Genomic DNA, 16,183 nt, shown 5'->3' with positions numbered 1-16,183 from the left:
GCCTCATTTCCGTTCATCAAAATGAGCATCATAGAAGACGGGTTCGCCCACTGACCCGTGGTCCAGCCACACGTCTTTCAGACTAGGGCTGGTAGCCAAAGTCACGTCCAGCACCGTGAAGCCAATCACAGGAGCCTCATCCACGATCTTCCGTTCCGCCTGCTGATAAAGACCCTTACGTTCAGCGCTACTGAAGTCCTGCTCCGCCCTTTGGATCACCTCCCAAAGCGCCGAATCCTGGAAGCGCGACGGATTGAATCGATTGGGTTCACCATTCTGGTCCGGCTTCCATGAAATTCGGAATATCTCGGCGCCGGGTGCAACCCAATAGAGCAGCACGATTTCATAATCATCCGGGCCGAGGTTTCTTCCAGCGAAGAAATCAGCGGGATTAGTGGGTTGAAGACGTACGTCAAAACCGGCCGCCCTTGCCTGCTGTTGGATGACTTGCAAGGCTTGCTCGCCATCGGGCTTCAGAAAAGCGTTCGAATAGGAAATGCGTACCGTCAGTGAATTGCCGTTCTTGACGCGGACGCCGTTGCGGTCGCGCTCGGTCCAACCTGCCTGATCAAGCAGCTGATTGGCTTTCCGAATGTCGTACGCATAGGCCTGCCCGAGTTCGTGCAGGTATTCCGGCGAGCTTTGACTTAGCGCACCGTTGCCTTCAAATGGCAAAGAGCCAAGGAAGGATGTGTCAACCGCGGCCTTTCGATCGGTAGAATAAGCAAAAGCCTTGCGGACGAGTACGTCGTCAAACGGCGGCCTGGCCGCATACAACGCAAGGCGTAGAGGGGTGCCGCCGGTGATATGCCGCAATACTGCGAAGCGGGAATTGGCGTCTTTCCATGCAACGGCCGGGATGTCATATATGGCATCGGTCTCGCCCGTGATCAGCGAGCCGTATCGGACAGTCTGATCTGGCAGAAACTTCCAGCTGATTCCGTCAACGTAAGCCGGGCCCTGGTGTTTCGCGATGGCCGGCGCCGAATTGTAGTCAGGATTACGGCGGAAGGTGACTTCCCGTCCATGGCGCCACTTGTCGACGATGAACGGACCCGAGCCGACCGGTTTCTCGCAATTCACCGCAAGCCCACGTTTGAGCGCGGTTGGCGACAGAATGCCTTGTGAGGATTGGGCGAACACGTTGAGCAAAGGCTCGAACGGCACCTTCAAGGTTACCTGCAGCCTCTGAGGAGCGATTGCCTTTGCCAATTCGAAGCTGTCGCTAAGATACGGAGCGGCAGTCGGATTGCGAAGATCGGGATTATTGCTGAGCCACCCGTTGATATTGTCAGCGATGGCCTGCGCATCGAGAGCAGTCCCATCAGTGAACTTCACATTCGGCTTTATCTCGAATGTGTACACCTTTTTGTCGTCGGAGATGGTCCAGGACTCGGCCAACCATGGTGCAATCTTGCCGTCGTCGCTGCGAGCAACCAGATTGTCGCTGTACTGGCGTTGCAGGTACCATTGCTGCACCCACCCGCCGAACAAGCAGGCAGGCTCTTGAAAATGTCCATAACGGATAACGCCTCCCCGCTTCACGGCTACCCCTTCTTGGGCATGAACGCTGGGTGTCCATTGAGACAGGCCTGAGAGCACGGCAAGGGTGGCCGCCATCTTTCGTGCTAGATGATTCGACCGGCCAGTGAAGCGCCTCGTGGGTCGCGCAGTCGGTGAAAGCATATCCAGGCTCCGGAGCGTTTGATGTTTTGAGGAAACGTCACAGCGGTGAGCTAGCTGCGGCTCTTGTCGGCTCAGAAGGAATCGAAATTCCAAAATGCTCCCGCAGTGTCTGCCCGCGATATTCTTTGCGAAACAGTCCGCGCTTCTGCAGGATGGGCACCACATTGTCGACAAAGGCCGGAGTGCCATCCGTCAGCACGTCCGGAATGATATTGAAACCATCGACCGCGCCAGCGCGGAACCATGCTTCAATCGAATCCGCGATCTGCTCGGGTGCGCCTACGATCAGGCGATGCCCAAACGCTTGAACGCCACTGATGATCTCGCGAACCGTCCGGCCTTGACGTGCAAGGACTTCAATCGTGCGATGGTGGCCGACAGAAAACGGAACCTTGTCTGCATCGGGCAAAATCTCCTGCGGGATGGTGCTTTCGAGGCTGAGCTTCTCGACCGCCACGCCCATGCTTCGTGCAAGAGCAGCCACGGCGCGCTCCAGATCGAGCAGCTCGTCCAGCTGCTCTTTGCGACGAGCCGCCTCTTCCTCGGTTCCCCCGATGCAGGTGACCAGCCCTGGCAGGATGAGCGGAGCCGCGGGCCGTCCGAATTGCCGCGAGAGCGCGCGCAGGCGCGCGGCCTCCTGCAGCGCCGTTGCCAAGTCCCCGGCGGCCGCAAACACGACATCTGCACTGCGGGCACCAAGCCGCAATCCGGGCTCCGAACCGCCTGCCTGAACGATGACTGGAAGACCTTGCGACGAAGCGGGATGCGTAAGTGGGCCTCGGATACCGAAGATATTCGTAGTTGGGTCGAGAATCCGGAATTGACTCTGATCTGCATAAACACCCGCAGCCTGATCGGCGATGATCATCTTGTCGCTCCAGCTCAGCCAGAGAGCACGGACGGTTTCAACGAAGTCCTCGGCGCGTCTGTAGCGATCCGCTCGTGCGATCTCTTGACCGCCAAAGTTCGCGACCGTCGCCGGGCTCGAGGTCGTGACGGCGTTCCAGGCGACGCGGCCACCGCTGATGACATCGAGAGATTGGAAACGCCGGGCGAGATTGTATGGCTCATTGTAGGTTGTCGACACCGTCGCGATCAGCCCAATCCGCTGCGTTTCGCGGGCAATCACAGAGAGAACCAACGTAGGCTCGAGCCCATTCAGCGGCGGCTGGTGCGTAATGTCGGAACTTATCGCGGGCGTATCGGCGAGGAATACGGCATCCAGCAGACCGTGCTCCGCAAGCTTCGCAGCCCGGACGTAGTGCTCGATATCGAAAAAGGCGTTTGGATTTGTGCCCGGCCAGCGCCACGCGGCAGAGTGCCCGCCAGCCCCATGAAGATTCAAGCCCAGATGAAGCATGGAGTTCACCGAAGACATCACACCTCCGAATGCGACGGCCTCTGAGCCGATCGCCTGGTCTTGAAGACAAGCCGATCTTCGCCTGCGATTTCGGCGCCCTCCCTGCGCTTTCGCGCGGAGCCGCCCTGAATGCGGCCGAGCAACCTATTCGAGAACGCTGATAATAAGCCGCCAATTGATGCCAGGCGGGTATCACCGAAGAGGCCTCGGCCAGGGCCTGTGATGTTCTCGGAGCCGGCACGCCTCAGAAGCGCTTCGTCGACGATAGTTGCCGAATGAGGGCGAACCGTGTGCAGCTTTTTTGCAATCGCGATTTGATTCCACACGAGTACATTCACATCGGCTCTCCACTACTCATCAAGAAGCTCGCTTCGTTCCCAGGAACGTCTGTCGACGCGCCCATTTGCGACCGTACCGTTTGGACCGACCGAGCGAACTCGAGGCGGACGATCTGTAGAGGTCGAGACCAGCCAAACGCAATAGTTGAGTATTTCAATCTAACATCCTTGGTTGGCATCCTCTTCTATTTCGATGTCTATCTTCTCATCACTAAACCAGACTGGTCTCTGATCGGGTTCGCCGAGCAAGTCGATGCATGATTACAATGACTTCAAGCGGCAACGCTGCCGCGCAGCTAAACGACACGAATCGATGTGTTCGATGACACTGAGACATTCGGCGCAACAGTTTTGACCAACCGCTTTCTGCCGCGCTTCAAAGTTAAAGCCGGCCAATGAGGTGACGCGAGCCAATCATCCAAAAATACGATCAAATATTCTAAATTATCGATACCTCGGTGACGCGACCCTGCCAGCTTCCTACTGGGGTCACGCGCGGCCCAGGCCGCATTCCTCGGCGGGCTTGATCAGCGGCCGCAGGAATCAGCCTCAATCGGCACTCGGGCGATGCGGTGCCGAATCGACGCAAACGCCGGTGATGAGGTCGAAAGAAATCATGCAACACAGGGGCGTGCAATTCAGCATGAAGCGTCGGCAGGCGAATGGCGCTAACGTTTTGAGGTGGGCGGCAAGACGGTCAGCGACAACGCCCCGAACCAGATTGAAGCTTACGCCACCGGCAAGGGCATTCTGTCAGCATCTTGTGACGTCGCGCGAGGTCGATAGCATCTTCGGATTCCAGAGCGAGCACGAGGCTCTGAAATGCGTGCGGAAGAAGTCGCAAGGCTGGTTGCAGTCTTGAGGGTAGGATCAAACAGGTCGCCAACTGAGACGGCCTATTTGTTGAATCGTTTACGGCGCGAACATCGCTATGCCGATGATGAGGAAGGGGCTCAGTCCGAACAGAACGATATAGACACTTTTAAGAAGTTCGCTTCCCATGACACAACCCCGGCGTTAGTACCAGACCTTACGCCCAGTCGAACTCGATGGCATGTGCAATTTGTGCCACCGCAACGTTTCGTTGCGATCGGCTGCCAACTCCGGCCATGATTAACCAATGGAATTCTTTCGGGGTCAGCTTTGAAGCTGACTGCTCATCGGGGGACTGCTCGACACTCCGGCTGGAGTCGTATCCACGCGATGCGCTTTCTGAAAGAACTGAAGCGCGTTGCCGCGCATGATCCGGTCGATCAGGTCACGGGTGCCCTCGAGCGCGATCCAGCCTTCGGCCACCAATTGCGAGAGAGCTTGTGCGATTCCACGGCGCGCTACGCACGCATGACCATAAATTGGCTCGACAGCGACATAGTCGCCGCCGAAGGTGAATATCTTGTTGGACGGAACCGCCATCAAAAACTCCTTCAAGAAGCGGACGCCCGCCACCGGATTGATGATCCATGCCCAGCACATGTCGATCGCCGCGTTAGGATAATGTTTGGCCAACGCGATAAACTCGTGCTCGTACGGGTAGCCAATATGCATGAGGACGAATCGGGTTTCGGGAAAATCCTGCAGCAGACGGCACACATCTGCTGCATTGCTGCGAGTACGCGCGAGTTGCATCACGCCGTGGCCCGCCAAAACGCCGGTGTGCAGTTTGACCGGCAAGCCGTACTCGCCAGCCTTGCCGACGCAATAGCGGAATAGATAGTCTTGTAGCGCCTTAAGATCCTCAGGACCGAGGGCGTGCAATGCGCCTACCCTGTCGGCATGGTGCGGGAATAGTCTTGCGGCATGCGCCTTGGTGACCGGCTCGAAATCGAGAGCGCGAGAATAGGCGATTTGCGATTTTACAGCCACGGCCTTGGCTCCGTAAGTCGCGAAATAAAAGTCTATGACCCCGAGCCATTCATCGAGAGTGGTCGGGCGTTTGCCCGTCTCGACTTCCACCCACGTAAAGTCAGCAGCACTACACCGGCACAATTGAAGGATGCTTATGTCGTGGTCGAGCAACCCTGGCTGCTCGGTTTCCATGAAGATGCGCTGAAGCGAATTGACGTGACAGCCTTTGATGTTTGCCAGCTCCAGAATCCGTGCGTAAAAACCCGGCTGTACGGTTTGATGGTATTTTTCGGCGATGCGGGGCAGGCTTTCGGCAGTCAGGTCCTCTTCACCGTAAACGCCACGAAACGTATGGCGCAGCGCCTGGGCGTAGCCGGTGTGGCGGATGCGTTCCCAATAAGGCGCGATCAGCCGATATTTGTCCTGGCTCGCAAGGTCCGGCCCGAGAAACGCCTGTAGGTCGGTCGCTGGCAGGCCCGCAACCACCAGGTCCTCGGCAGCATAGGATCTGAATAGATAGGCCCAGTCGTTGCATGGCAATGTCCGTGGATGGATTGCTCCGGAAAGGCGCTGGCTTTCCTCGATCAGGTGTTCATGGGTGTCCACAAATGGCGTCTGCTCGACCCATTGCGCGATTTGTCGATCCACGTCTGTCATCGACTTCCAGTCCACTGCTCCGCTTGTCATTTCGCGCTCCCTTTAGGTGACGACAGGTGCTCGCGTCTGCATTCGCAAGCACGGCCGGCATTGGACCATGCTGATAGGTCTGGCGTTGATGTCCTATCGCCGCGGCGGCTTCGGCTCGCCGCGGCCAAGCTCAGTAATTGACCACATCACTGGGGTGAGCGACGCGCTCCTTGAGCGCATCGGTCATTGGGAAGTTCAGATTGATGTTTTTCGGCGGAATCGCAGCCACGAACCATTTGTCGTAGATTTTGGCGAACTCGCCGGAAGCCATGAGTTTGGAGAGAACGTCGTCGACTAGCTTTTTGAAGTCGGGATCATCCTTCGAGAACATCAGGCCATAATAGTAAATGGTACCATAGTTAGCACTTAGAAAGATGAGGTCGGCCGGTTTCGCATAATCCGCCTTCATGCCGGCCAAGAGAATGTCAGCTTCCACCCACGCCGCCACACGACCGGTCGTGAGCAGCAGCAATGATTCCGCATGGTCTTTGGCTTGCGCGATGGTCAGGTTGAGATCGTCCTGCTGCGAAATGCCCTTGGCAATGCCGAGAGCATCGGAACCTTGCGTTACGACAACGGTCTTCCCTTTCAGGTCTTTCGGCGTCTTGAGCCCGCTCGACGCCTTTGCGAGCCAAGCTGTTTGACTGGCGAAGGTTGCAACACTGAAGGAGACCTGTTCTAGACGCTGCTTACTGCTGGCAGTGCCGCCGCACTCGATGTCGATCGTGCCATTCTGGATAAGTGGAATCCGGTTGGACGAGTTGACGGGCGTAAGCTTTGTCTGAATGTCCGGGGCGCCGAGATCAAGTTTCAGACGATCGACGACGTGCGCGCACAGGTCGAGGGAAAAACCAACGGGCTTCTGATCAGCGCCGAGATAGGAAAAGGGAATCGAGGCCTCGCGATAACCAATGGTGATCACCTTTTTCGATCTGATGTTGTCAAGCGTTGGACCCGCGTGCGCCGTGGAAATCGCAGTTGCGGTGATCGCGATCGCTGAAAGCAGTGCAAACATTTTAGCCATAGGAATTCCTCTGATTCAGATGAAGCGCGTTTTTTGCGCTTTTGATCTTGGGCAGCGCGTGCGCTCCCAGGCGATCCGTGCGCGATCTGGCGTCGCTAAGATGACCGCTTCCAACGCACGGCAGAGGCCTAGTTCCCGAAGCTGGGCAGCGTACGATCCGCTCATTCCGCACCGCACATGAGCCGGGCAGCGTTCAGCCATGGCTAAATGATATGCCTCACGAGCCATTTGGCACCACTAAAATGTCAGTTTACGACTATTTGGATTTCGAAATGTGAGAATTCGTCGAAGGTGATGTCATGAAGCCGATGGGAGGCACCTTCCCGTTAGTGTGAGGCGCTCCCGTCCATCGGCAATCAAGCTCAATCGGAAAACACGAAATCCGGGCATACGCATTTTCTATATTTTGGTTGCCCGAAGTTTTTCATGGTTCGCAATCTGCTCCATCGCCGGGCATCAGAGCGTCTTTCCGCCGCACAAAGCTTGTGGTTTTTTAGAGCAAGCGGCACCGACCAAGGCTAGGGGACGGTCGAGGCCGAGCCGAATGGGATACCGGTCCGAGTCGGCGCGATTTGCAATCACCTCGTTCATGTTCATGTTGGTCGACGTTCTCGTCCCTCTCTGGAAGACGTCCAGCGGAAATTCTCTCCGCAACACTCCTCGCGCAATTTCGCCGCAAGCCGCGCAGATTACATCGGCCTTATCCTTCTCAATATCGCCCGAGGCGCGCATTTGCCCTGGCTGCGGCCATCTTTACGAATGCCAGCGCCTATATGAAGTTGGGAAAGTGACTAATCGGAATACCTCAGATCGAGAAATTTGCGATCCCGCGCGCGGTCTGCGGACCATAGTAGGCTTTCAGCGGGATCGTCGCCGGGCCAAGCGAGTCGCTTTCGATACGCTCTGTTGGCGATGCGTTGGTCATATCAAACTCTCATGTCTGTCATGGCATTTCAGGGAAACCCGCGTGGGCCGCGATCTCAGTGAATGATCTGATTGAGGAACGCCTTCGCGCGTTCCGTATTCGGCGCGCGAAAGAATCTGCTTGGATCGCCCTCTTCCACGATTGAGCCGCGATCCATGAAGACCACTCGATCCGCAACTTCGCGCGCAAAACCCATTTCGTGCGTGACGCAGACCATCGTCATCCCATCCTGCGCGAGCTCAACTATGGTTTCGAGCACCTCCTTGACCATTTCCGGATCGAGGGCAGAGGTCGGCTCGTCGAAGAGCATGATCTTGGGCTGCATGCACAGGGCACGGGCTATCGCGACACGTTGCTGCTGCCCGCCCGACAATTGAGCGGGATATTTGTTGGCCTGGTCATGGATCCGGACTTTCCTCAACAGCGCCATCGACCGCTGATGCGCCTCGGACTCAGCAAGGCCCCTGACCTTCATCGGAGCCAGCATGCAATTTTCGAGCACCGACAGATGCGGAAACAGGTTAAAGCTCTGAAAGACCATGCCGACTTCAGAGCGAACGTTATTGATGTCGCAAATCCGGTCTGTCAGTTCGATCCCATCGACGACTATACGTCCGGAATCGTGCTTTTCGATATGATTGATGCAGCGGATGAGAGTCGATTTCCCGGAACCCGATGGTCCGCAGAGTACGATCTTTTCTCCTTTTGCGACTTCGAGGTTGACGTCGCTCAGGGCATTGAAGCTGCCGAACCGCTTGACGAGGTGCTCGACGACAACCATCGGGGACGGGTCAGCTGGGCTAACTGTGCGTTCTTGCTGCATGCTGATCTCCAGGTTGTAGCCCCAGGGAATGACGGGCCATCGGATTATGACTGATTATCGGCGGGCGCCCGCGATCGCGTACTTCCTGCGGAGCGAGGCGACGAATTGGGACGCGGCGCAGCCTATCATGAGATAAACAACAGCCACTGCGAGATACATCTCGACCAGACGACCATTGAGCTGTGCAAGCTTGGAAGCCGCACCAAGGAGATCAGTGAGCGATAGAACGTAAACAAGGGACGTATCCTGAAACAGGATAATGGTCTGGCTCAGTATGATGGGGCTTGCGACCCGAAACACCTGCGGAAGGACGACATGACGATACGTATCGAACGTCGACAGGGCGAGAGCCTGGCACGCCTCGAATTGTCCTTTGTTCACGGCGCGCAATCCGACACGGATGATTTCCGAATAGTAGGCGGCTTCAAACAGGCCGAAGGTGATGAACGCTGTGTAGGTGGCACCGACTGGAACCGGGCGACCGTTGCCTGACAGGTGCCCCAGAACGATGGGCACCAAGAAGAAGAACCAAAACAGGACCAGAATGAGCGGAATCGATCGCATCAGGGCGACATAGCTACGGACGAGCTGGCTCAGAATGCGGAGCTCAAAGTGCTGCACGAGGGCGAAGAGCGTTCCAAGAAACATTCCAACCAAGAAGGCGGCTGCCGTCAAGGAAAGCGAGAACAGCAATCCTGACCACAGATAGGGCCATGCCTGTACGACAATCGAGAAATCGAGACTGTTCATTTCACGACCTCCATACCGTTAGGGACGGGGCTTTCCAGCTTCACAGCGTCGAAATCTGACCCGCCGGCCTCCCTACCGGGTGCGGTACCGGGTATGCGCACGGCTTTGTCGATAAGCATCATCGTCTGGTAGGCGATCAAAGCCAAAGCGAGATAGATGAGCGTGGCTGCACCGAATGCCGCGAAGGTTTGGAACGTCGCATCGCTGATTTGGCGCGCCTGCGCGGTCAGCTCCATCACACCGATGGTTAGAGCGACGGATGTATTCTTGTAGATGCCCATCACCTCGCTTGTCAGGCTTGGCACGATCAGGCGAAGTGCCTGCGGCAAGATGATATGCCGATACGCCAGATAACCGCTCAGGCCGAGTGCGGCAGCGGCTTCGTCCTGTCCCCTGGGCAAGGCTTCGATGCCTGCGCGAACCTGTTCTGCGATGCGCGCGGCGGTGTAAAGGCCCAGGCACCACAGGGCCGGAAGGAAAGTTCCCCAAGGCGGAGGTATTTGCTTTATCCAGTCGCCCATGGTCGTTGGAAGAAGCTCGGGCAGGACGAAGTACCAGAGAAACATCTGCACGAGAACGGGGATGTTTCGGAAGATCTCAACGTACAATCGAGCTAGGGCCCGGAGGAAGGGATTCTGCACAGTTCGACCTATGCCGACGACGACTCCAATTGCGAATGCAATCCACCAGCCGAAGAAGGCAAGCGCCAACGTCCAACCGAGACCCGAAACAAGCCAGTCGATGTAACGCTGGCCATCCACGGTCTTTTCAAGAAGAACTGTGAACATCGCAAACCTCACGATTGCGGGTGCGCACGGCGACCACGCTCGGCATGGTCGCTCATCGTGCACGTTGTGCCGGTACTAATCGACCGCGTCAGCTGAATGCACGATCTTCTCCTTCAGCGTATCGGCAAGCGCAAAGCCATGATCTTCGCTTTGGCTCGATCAGGCTGTCCGCCTCGAGCGCTTTTTCTCGAACTGCTCCCATGCCTAAACCTACGCGGCCTTGAATGACTTTTTAGACAGCCGTCCGCGGATAAGATGCACTAAGCGATCCACATCGTCGATCGTGTTGAACATGCCGAACGATATACGGATGCCGTCACGCTCTGGGGAAACACGCACGCCATTCTCTTCGAAGTAGCTGAGCCATTCTGTCGCAGGAAGACCGATGACGTAGATGTGAGGCGATCGATGTTGCCGCTCACGCGGACCGATGAGATTGACGCCGAGATCGTCCAGCTGGGCGAGCAAATGATCACCTAAATCGAAGCAATGATTCTGAATGTTCTTCACCCCGATCTGCTCGATCATGTCGAGTGAGGCTCCGAGCGCATGAATTGCAGGAAGGTTGAAGTTGCCTAACTCGAAGCGTCGCGCGGTGGGAGACGACGCCAAACGATCGGGACGAGCGATAAGGTCGTCAGGAATTTCCGCCAAACTGGCAGCGGCGAGATAGGCGGGCTCCAGCTCCTTCAGAGTTTGGTCCCAATAGAGCAATCCGAGACCTTGAGGGACGAGCAATCCCTTGTGACTTCCACAGCCCACGAAGGTTGCCTGGATGGCCTTCACATCGATCGGAACGACCCCGATTGCCTGCATGACGTCGACAACGAAGTAGAGCTTCTTATCCGCGCAAAGAGCGCCGATACTCTCGATATCGAAGCGATGTCCTGCGTGGAAGGTCACGTGCGACAGCGAAATCGCGCGGGTCGTATCGTCGATGTAGGGAAGAAAAGCCTCGGCGTTTACGACATTCGTCATGGGAAGGAAGTCGATCCGGACCCCCTTCTTCTTCAAATTGAGGAAAGCATAGGTGTTGTTTGGATGATCGCCATGGATCATCAAAACGCTATCGCCGGCTCGCAGAGGCAACGCGTTCGCCGCGATGTTCATGCTTTCCGATGTGTTCTTGGTGAAGGCAATTTCGTCGGCCGACACCCCAAGGAAACGGGCTACTTTGGCACGCGTTTGCTCAACCCGGTCGAGCCACACGCCTTTCGGCCCGGCGCTCTCCAAGCCTTCACGAAGAAAGGTTTCGATGGCGGCCATTACGGGACGCGCGAGCGGCGCCTGAAAACCGGAGTCCAGGTAGACCATCCTTTCGGCTGCAGGGAACTCCTTGCGCACAGCTTCCACGTCGTAGTGGCCAGACATTCCCACTCCCCTTCAAAACGCTTCGCCCGTATTGCCAAATTTGCTGGCTTGATCGCCATACCGAGCCTGTGCAGCGCACAAAAACCGATCAACGACCGACGGCGCCAATGATATGAGCAAGCCGGAGCCTGATCCAGGTCGTTTTTCATATTTCAGTAGCAATAGTTCCGAAAAATGATAATTTTCTTCGATTAGGGAGATTACGATGGCCGACCAAAAAAAGACTGCCGGGCCCCTCGACCGAGCATTCGCGATAGTTGGCCATGTCGCTCACCAGACAAAAGCCGTCTCGGTCGTTGAGATCGCGAGCGCCCTTTCGTTACCCGTTCCGACGGCGCATCGACTTGTCGGAAATCTGGAAGAACGCGGCCTTCTTCAGAAAGCGCTTGGATCGAAGCGATACGTGGTAGGCAATCAGTTGGTGATGCTGTCCGCCAGAGTCATCGGCGCGGCTTTTCGTACGGCGCGGCGCCATGCGGTGCTGCGCGCGGTTGCTGGCGAGATCGGCGAACAGTGCGAGATCGGCGTCGTGCGCGACAATCTCGTCACTTACGTTGACAGCGTACGCGTGTCCCAACCACAGGGGCTTCAATTCAATCCCGGCGAGGCGGCTCCACTTCACTGCACCTCGACGGGAAAGATCTACATGAGCCGACTGCCCAAGAGGCCGCGCGAAAAGTTATGTCGCTCACTCGCTCTGACCCAGTACACTGATAACACCATCGTGGATTGCGAGACGCTTCTGAAGATTCTCGAGGAGACGCGCCATCATGGATGGGCCAAGACCAATGAGGAATACGTGAAAGGCGTGGTCGGCTGTGCGGTCCCTATCGTTTCTCCGGACCGGGAGCTGATAGCCTGTCTTGGCGTCTCGGTGCCCGCGGCGCGAGTCAGCTTCGCCGAGCTTGACCGGTTCATTCCCCCACTCCAAAGAGCGGCCGTGCTCCTATCGCAAACCATTCTTCAAACCGACAGCGACGATGAAACGCTTGAGGATACTTGAGTTAAAGGATCCCTCGGCTTCGCCGCTTCTGGTCGGCCCGGATCTACCTGTTCTCTCTGGCGGGCTCGATCCTAAGGGGACCGCGACTACGCTGTCCTCAGCACTGAAAGTTAGCGGCGACGTGACGACGCGCCCGTCGGTATCGGCAGAGCAGACGCCGTCCTTTGCTCATGTCACGCGCCGCTAACCTCAGTGGCCAGCCACGGCCTCAACTTGCGATGGTAGCCATGCCTGAGAGAGGGAGGTCCTCCAGGCACGCCCAAGAACCTGCATTCTTCGTGCCAGCCGATAGGTCGGGGGTTCGCTGTGTTTTTGTGTTAGCTTTGGCGATTTTCCGACATGGTCAGGTCCCGATCCCTGCACTCAGGCCTGTCCACAGCCGCGTCAATATCGATGTTGTCGCTAGGTAACTATCGACTGCGGACGCGAACCCTCGCCGCCAGCCCTCACATGATGAAAAGCGCTTCGTTACCGCCATCGGCGTGGTTTTCGTTCCGTTCCTTGATTGGACCGGCTTCTACGTCGGCATCAACTGCCGGCGGCGGCTCAGCGCATCGATGCTGGGACATGGTCAACGCCGCGGATCTGATCTTGTTAGAGGCTCCAATCTCGTTTTTCATTGAGTCGCCTTTGCTCCGCCCCGGCTACTCACCAACGTCGAGCGCGCTCCCGCTTCGATATGCCGAAGATTGGCGCTGAATTGTTGGTGCCTGCTCAATAAGCTCAAGAAATCGCCGAAGAACGTGCGGAAGATGCCGCACACCGAGGCCGATATTGAGGCGCTCGCGGCCAGCATCGCCGCCCACGGCCTGCTGCAGAACCTTGTGGTGGGGCCGGAGATCGACGGGAGCAAACCGACCGGCTGTTATCCCGTAAACATCGGTGAAGGGCGCAAGCAGGCGGTGTTGCTCCGAGCCAAGCGCAAAGACTGACCCACTTCGCTGCCAGCTTGACGAACGCACGCTTTACTTCATCATCGCGTCAGCCTCCGCGCGAAAGGTTTGGCGCGATGCGTCGCGTGAATAGAACACGAGGCGGCCTGCCCAATCAACACGCGTCCCTCGCGAGGATCCGGCGCCGATGGCGACTGCGGGCGGACTGCCGTTGCGGAAGCTCCAGTGCCGTCAGACCGCGCCGTTGAGCAGTTCATAGGAACCGTCCGATCGCCAGTTGGGCCTGCGCGTGAGGACATTAACGGCCGCGCCCATAGGCTTGGCCGGCTTTCTTTCCTCAAAGATCGCAAGAAGACCCTCAGGCACGGGTCTATGACATGCCACCTAGAAAGGCAGAATGGTTGCTGCCGGAACATCTGGCGAACTGTTATTGTTGGGCAAGGATTCTGTCGAGCGCGCGAGTGAGTTCATCCACTTCGACGTCATCGTCGCACGTCTCGGTCGAGATACTTGCAACACTCTCGTCATCGCCATCCTTGGTGTCCCGTGCTTTAGAAAGGTACAGTTCAGGTTTATTTGCACGCTGCCATTTACCGTCAGCATTCCTAGTCCACTTATCGGGACGATGGGCAGGATCAAGCACCATGTTGGCTTCATCCACCTCAACAAAACCCATCGCCGCGAGGCGGGATTGCGCTTCCAGACTGACCGGAGTGGAATTGATCAATGGTCGCTCGCCATCGAGCCGAAGTTGATATTCCAGCAGAATATCCCCCGCGTTGTCGACAAGCGGATGACTAAGCCGAAGAGCTGTGGTGGATGTGATTTCAGTTCGCCCAGGAAACAGTTCCCGCAACCTTTCGCCTTCGAATACCTCATTCATGCGAAATCCGGCTTCTGTTCTTAGAAGCCCAACGCTTCCGTTGCCTAACTCATAGCTGAAATATTTGGCGTCGTGGGTATGTCTTCTCGCCGTACCGGAACCCTCAGCCAGACTTGCTGTGCGCGCAGCTTTTGAGGATACGGAAGGCGAGTACTCTTGTGAGTTCGCGGCGATATGCTTGATTTCATCGCTATGATCGTTGCGTAAATCGCATCACCTGATGTGCCTCAGACATCACCAAAACTATTCCACAATCGGAGGATACCGCGACTGCGCACCAAACTCGCGACGATCCCCTTCGTTGCCTCTAAAGCTGCCCGGAGACCTTTCAGTGCAGGAACCACTGCTCGATTTGACCGTCGATGACATTGCACCATCGGGTGCGAGCCTGACCGTCTATGACGAGGAACACTTGGCTACATACTGGCGGCTGCTTGACGCTGAAGCTGAGGGTGCAGACTGGCGCGAGGTCGCGCGCGTTGTTCTTCACGTTGATCCTGCTCACGACTGGCATCGGGCGCGTCGCGCTTTTGACAGCCATCTCGCTCGGGCAAAGTGGATAGCAGATGACGGTTATCGGCAGCTTCGCAGTGACGCTCGGAACTAGACTAGTGGATCACCTCGCAACCCATGACGCGTCAAGCCGGCTGAACTGCAATGTCGGCCTTTAAAAGAGCCGCACTCAATCAATTGAGCTCCAATAAAAACAACAATCACTGTCCCGTGGGTACGCCTCAAACGGATGGGAAAGCCGTTACTGTGAGCCCTTGCGGCCTGCACTAGGCACCCGCTCTGGCGGGCGTTGCCGATAACTGGTTCCTGACAGGCTCACGGCTCGTGCTGGCATCGCCAAAATACTTGGCGACGACCCGAGCCGATTTCGTCCGACATGTCAGCTACGCGAAAACCCGTCACTGTATCCGACGCCTGCCAGGCCTATCGACGATGGCAACACGGCTTGCCGCGACGAACTCATATGAGTCCGCACATAAGAAGACGAGCCATTCATTCGCAGAGGCGGACACATTATTTCCAGTCACCTACCAACCTTATCAATTGATCAAGAAGACAGCCACATGGCATGCATCCGCGTCTGTGAACCTCTCTAGAACATTGACCTCGGATTAGGTCGAGAAGAATGAAACGGCTGCTCCTGGGCACGATAGCCATCGTCTTGCTGGTCGCAGCTGTCGCCGGTCTGGCCGCGCGGCTCTGCGAGCGAAGCGGTTCTGATGTCGGTCGCAATCGCGGCGATGGCTGTCGATGCTGGGAATTCGTCAACGCCGGAGATGTGTTCCGTGCGCCACCTCCTGCCCTCACGTGTTCTGGTGAAACAGGAAGTCCGCTCGGCCGCGAAATCGGCTTCCGCTGGCAGATCGCCAACTCGTTGTTTGGAATCGCGATGAACGGCAACTGCGCCAGTCCCAAGGGCTCTAACGCTAAACTCATTCTGCCGGGCCTTCAGGATGAACGCAAAATTGTTACCCGCAGCCCCGTTAAGGATCCGCTCAGTGACGCCTGGAATGATATCCTCCTGGACGCAATAGGCGCCACTGCGGTCGTCATCAATAAATATCAGACCTGCGACCTTGCGACTCCGCTGCCGCCCGTCAACGGCAGCGACGGCCAACAGGGCGGTGCAGCAGGCGTGGACATAAAGTCTTCTTTTCTGCCCACTTGGCCGTCAGCGTTGAGTACGACTGCGTGCTCATGGGCCCTCCGATCGTTGGCTTTTGCACAACCGGCATCGCAGGCTTTCCAACGAGCGGCTCAGTAGGAACTGCCCGCGTTGGGCAGAACATTAACG

15 protein-coding genes are annotated in these 16,183 nt (G+C 56.9%); 4 read left to right on the top strand and 11 right to left on the bottom strand.

Annotated features, from left to right (window positions below; genetic code table 11):
* Positions 1-3: 3 nt before the first annotated feature.
* From H8A92_RS06625 to H8A92_RS06585, 9 genes are all read right to left on the bottom strand, one after another.
* Positions 4-1,620 carry an ABC transporter substrate-binding protein gene (locus tag H8A92_RS06625; protein ID WP_229195028.1) on the bottom strand — a complete coding sequence of 539 codons (1,617 nt, stop codon included), beginning with the start codon at positions 1,618-1,620 and terminating at the stop codon, positions 4-6.
* A 103-nt stretch (positions 1,621-1,723) separates the two neighbouring features.
* Complete coding sequence (locus H8A92_RS06620) at positions 1,724-3,064, bottom strand: NtaA/DmoA family FMN-dependent monooxygenase (RefSeq protein WP_229195027.1); 1,341 nt, start codon at positions 3,062-3,064, stop codon at positions 1,724-1,726.
* A 1,457-nt stretch (positions 3,065-4,521) separates the two neighbouring features.
* Positions 4,522-5,916 (bottom strand): amidohydrolase family protein, encoded by a 1,395-nt coding sequence (locus H8A92_RS06615; RefSeq protein WP_229195026.1) that lies wholly within the window; start codon positions 5,914-5,916, stop codon positions 4,522-4,524.
* Between the two features lie 130 nt (positions 5,917-6,046).
* Positions 6,047-6,940: an amino acid ABC transporter substrate-binding protein gene (locus tag H8A92_RS06610; RefSeq protein ID WP_229195025.1), complete on the bottom strand. Its 894-nt coding sequence runs from the start codon at positions 6,938-6,940 to the stop codon at positions 6,047-6,049.
* Positions 6,941-7,396: 456 nt separating this feature from the next.
* Positions 7,397-7,672: a lyase family protein gene (locus H8A92_RS06605; RefSeq protein ID WP_229195024.1), complete on the bottom strand. Its 276-nt coding sequence runs from the start codon at positions 7,670-7,672 to the stop codon at positions 7,397-7,399.
* 248 nt (positions 7,673-7,920) lie between these two features.
* Complete coding sequence (locus H8A92_RS06600; RefSeq protein ID WP_274613258.1) at positions 7,921-8,688, bottom strand: amino acid ABC transporter ATP-binding protein; 768 nt, start codon at positions 8,686-8,688, stop codon at positions 7,921-7,923.
* Between the two features lie 54 nt (positions 8,689-8,742).
* Positions 8,743-9,438: an amino acid ABC transporter permease gene (locus tag H8A92_RS06595; protein ID WP_229195023.1), complete on the bottom strand. Its 696-nt coding sequence runs from the start codon at positions 9,436-9,438 to the stop codon at positions 8,743-8,745.
* Positions 9,435-10,226, bottom strand: a complete 792-nt coding sequence (locus H8A92_RS06590; RefSeq protein WP_229195022.1) for an amino acid ABC transporter permease — start codon at positions 10,224-10,226, stop codon at positions 9,435-9,437. Before H8A92_RS06590 ends, H8A92_RS06595 begins: the two co-directional genes overlap by 4 nt.
* A gap of 210 nt (positions 10,227-10,436) precedes the next feature.
* The gene (locus tag H8A92_RS06585) at positions 10,437-11,597 is read right to left on the bottom strand and encodes an aminotransferase class V-fold PLP-dependent enzyme (protein WP_229195021.1); all 1,161 of its coding nucleotides are present in this window, start codon (positions 11,595-11,597) and stop codon (positions 10,437-10,439) included.
* A gap of 205 nt (positions 11,598-11,802) precedes the next feature.
* Between H8A92_RS06585 and H8A92_RS06580 the strand changes: the two genes are divergently transcribed.
* Entirely contained in the window at positions 11,803-12,600 is a 798-nt protein-coding gene (locus tag H8A92_RS06580) for an IclR family transcriptional regulator (RefSeq protein WP_229195020.1), read from the top strand.
* 446 nt (positions 12,601-13,046) lie between these two features.
* On the opposite strand, the gene H8A92_RS06575 is transcribed toward H8A92_RS06580, so the two are convergent.
* A complete protein-coding gene (locus tag H8A92_RS06575) occupies positions 13,047-13,220 on the bottom strand; it encodes a hypothetical protein (RefSeq protein ID WP_229195019.1) in 174 nt (57 codons plus the stop codon).
* A 69-nt stretch (positions 13,221-13,289) separates the two neighbouring features.
* Here H8A92_RS06575 and H8A92_RS06570 point away from each other — a divergent pair, with 69 nt between their 5' ends.
* Complete coding sequence (locus H8A92_RS06570; RefSeq protein WP_420831295.1) at positions 13,290-13,532, top strand: ParB N-terminal domain-containing protein; 243 nt, start codon at positions 13,290-13,292, stop codon at positions 13,530-13,532.
* 388 nt (positions 13,533-13,920) lie between these two features.
* Here the strand turns inward: H8A92_RS06570 and H8A92_RS06565 are convergent, their stop codons facing one another.
* Positions 13,921-14,376: a hypothetical protein gene (locus H8A92_RS06565; protein ID WP_229195018.1), complete on the bottom strand. Its 456-nt coding sequence runs from the start codon at positions 14,374-14,376 to the stop codon at positions 13,921-13,923.
* 331 nt (positions 14,377-14,707) lie between these two features.
* Here H8A92_RS06565 and H8A92_RS06560 point away from each other — a divergent pair, with 331 nt between their 5' ends.
* Positions 14,708-14,983, top strand: coding sequence for a DNA -binding domain-containing protein (locus H8A92_RS06560; protein WP_229158575.1), 276 nt, complete (start codon positions 14,708-14,710; stop codon positions 14,981-14,983).
* Between the two features lie 531 nt (positions 14,984-15,514).
* Entirely contained in the window at positions 15,515-16,153 is a 639-nt protein-coding gene (locus H8A92_RS06555; protein WP_229195017.1) for a hypothetical protein, read from the top strand.
* Positions 16,154-16,183: the final 30 nt, after the last annotated feature.

Source organism: Bradyrhizobium acaciae (genome assembly GCF_020889785.1).
Lineage (GTDB): Bacteria > Pseudomonadota > Alphaproteobacteria > Rhizobiales > Xanthobacteraceae > Bradyrhizobium > Bradyrhizobium acaciae.
Note: the sequence above shows the minus strand (reverse complement) of the source record. Positions and strands in the feature narration are given on the sequence as shown.

Coding starts and splice junctions, on each gene's coding strand:
- H8A92_RS06585 (WP_229195021.1), bottom strand. CDS start 11,597: ATGTCTGGCCACTACGACGTGGAAGCTGTGCGCAAGGAGTTCCCTGCA.
- H8A92_RS06625 (WP_229195028.1), bottom strand. CDS start 1,620: ATGGCGGCCACCCTTGCCGTGCTCTCAGGCCTGTCTCAATGGACACCC.
- H8A92_RS06595 (WP_229195023.1), bottom strand. CDS start 9,438: ATGAACAGTCTCGATTTCTCGATTGTCGTACAGGCATGGCCCTATCTG.
- H8A92_RS06620 (WP_229195027.1), bottom strand. CDS start 3,064: ATGTCTTCGGTGAACTCCATGCTTCATCTGGGCTTGAATCTTCATGGG.
- H8A92_RS06575 (WP_229195019.1), bottom strand. CDS start 13,220: ATGAAAAACGAGATTGGAGCCTCTAACAAGATCAGATCCGCGGCGTTG.
- H8A92_RS06590 (WP_229195022.1), bottom strand. CDS start 10,226: ATGTTCACAGTTCTTCTTGAAAAGACCGTGGATGGCCAGCGTTACATC.
- H8A92_RS06555 (WP_229195017.1), top strand. CDS start 15,515: ATGAAACGGCTGCTCCTGGGCACGATAGCCATCGTCTTGCTGGTCGCA.
- H8A92_RS06605 (WP_229195024.1), bottom strand. CDS start 7,672: ATGCGCGCCTCGGGCGATATTGAGAAGGATAAGGCCGATGTAATCTGC.
- H8A92_RS06565 (WP_229195018.1), bottom strand. CDS start 14,376: ATGAATGAGGTATTCGAAGGCGAAAGGTTGCGGGAACTGTTTCCTGGG.
- H8A92_RS06615 (WP_229195026.1), bottom strand. CDS start 5,916: ATGACAAGCGGAGCAGTGGACTGGAAGTCGATGACAGACGTGGATCGA.
- H8A92_RS06600 (WP_274613258.1), bottom strand. CDS start 8,688: ATGCAGCAAGAACGCACAGTTAGCCCAGCTGACCCGTCCCCGATGGTT.
- H8A92_RS06610 (WP_229195025.1), bottom strand. CDS start 6,940: ATGGCTAAAATGTTTGCACTGCTTTCAGCGATCGCGATCACCGCAACT.
- H8A92_RS06580 (WP_229195020.1), top strand. CDS start 11,803: ATGGCCGACCAAAAAAAGACTGCCGGGCCCCTCGACCGAGCATTCGCG.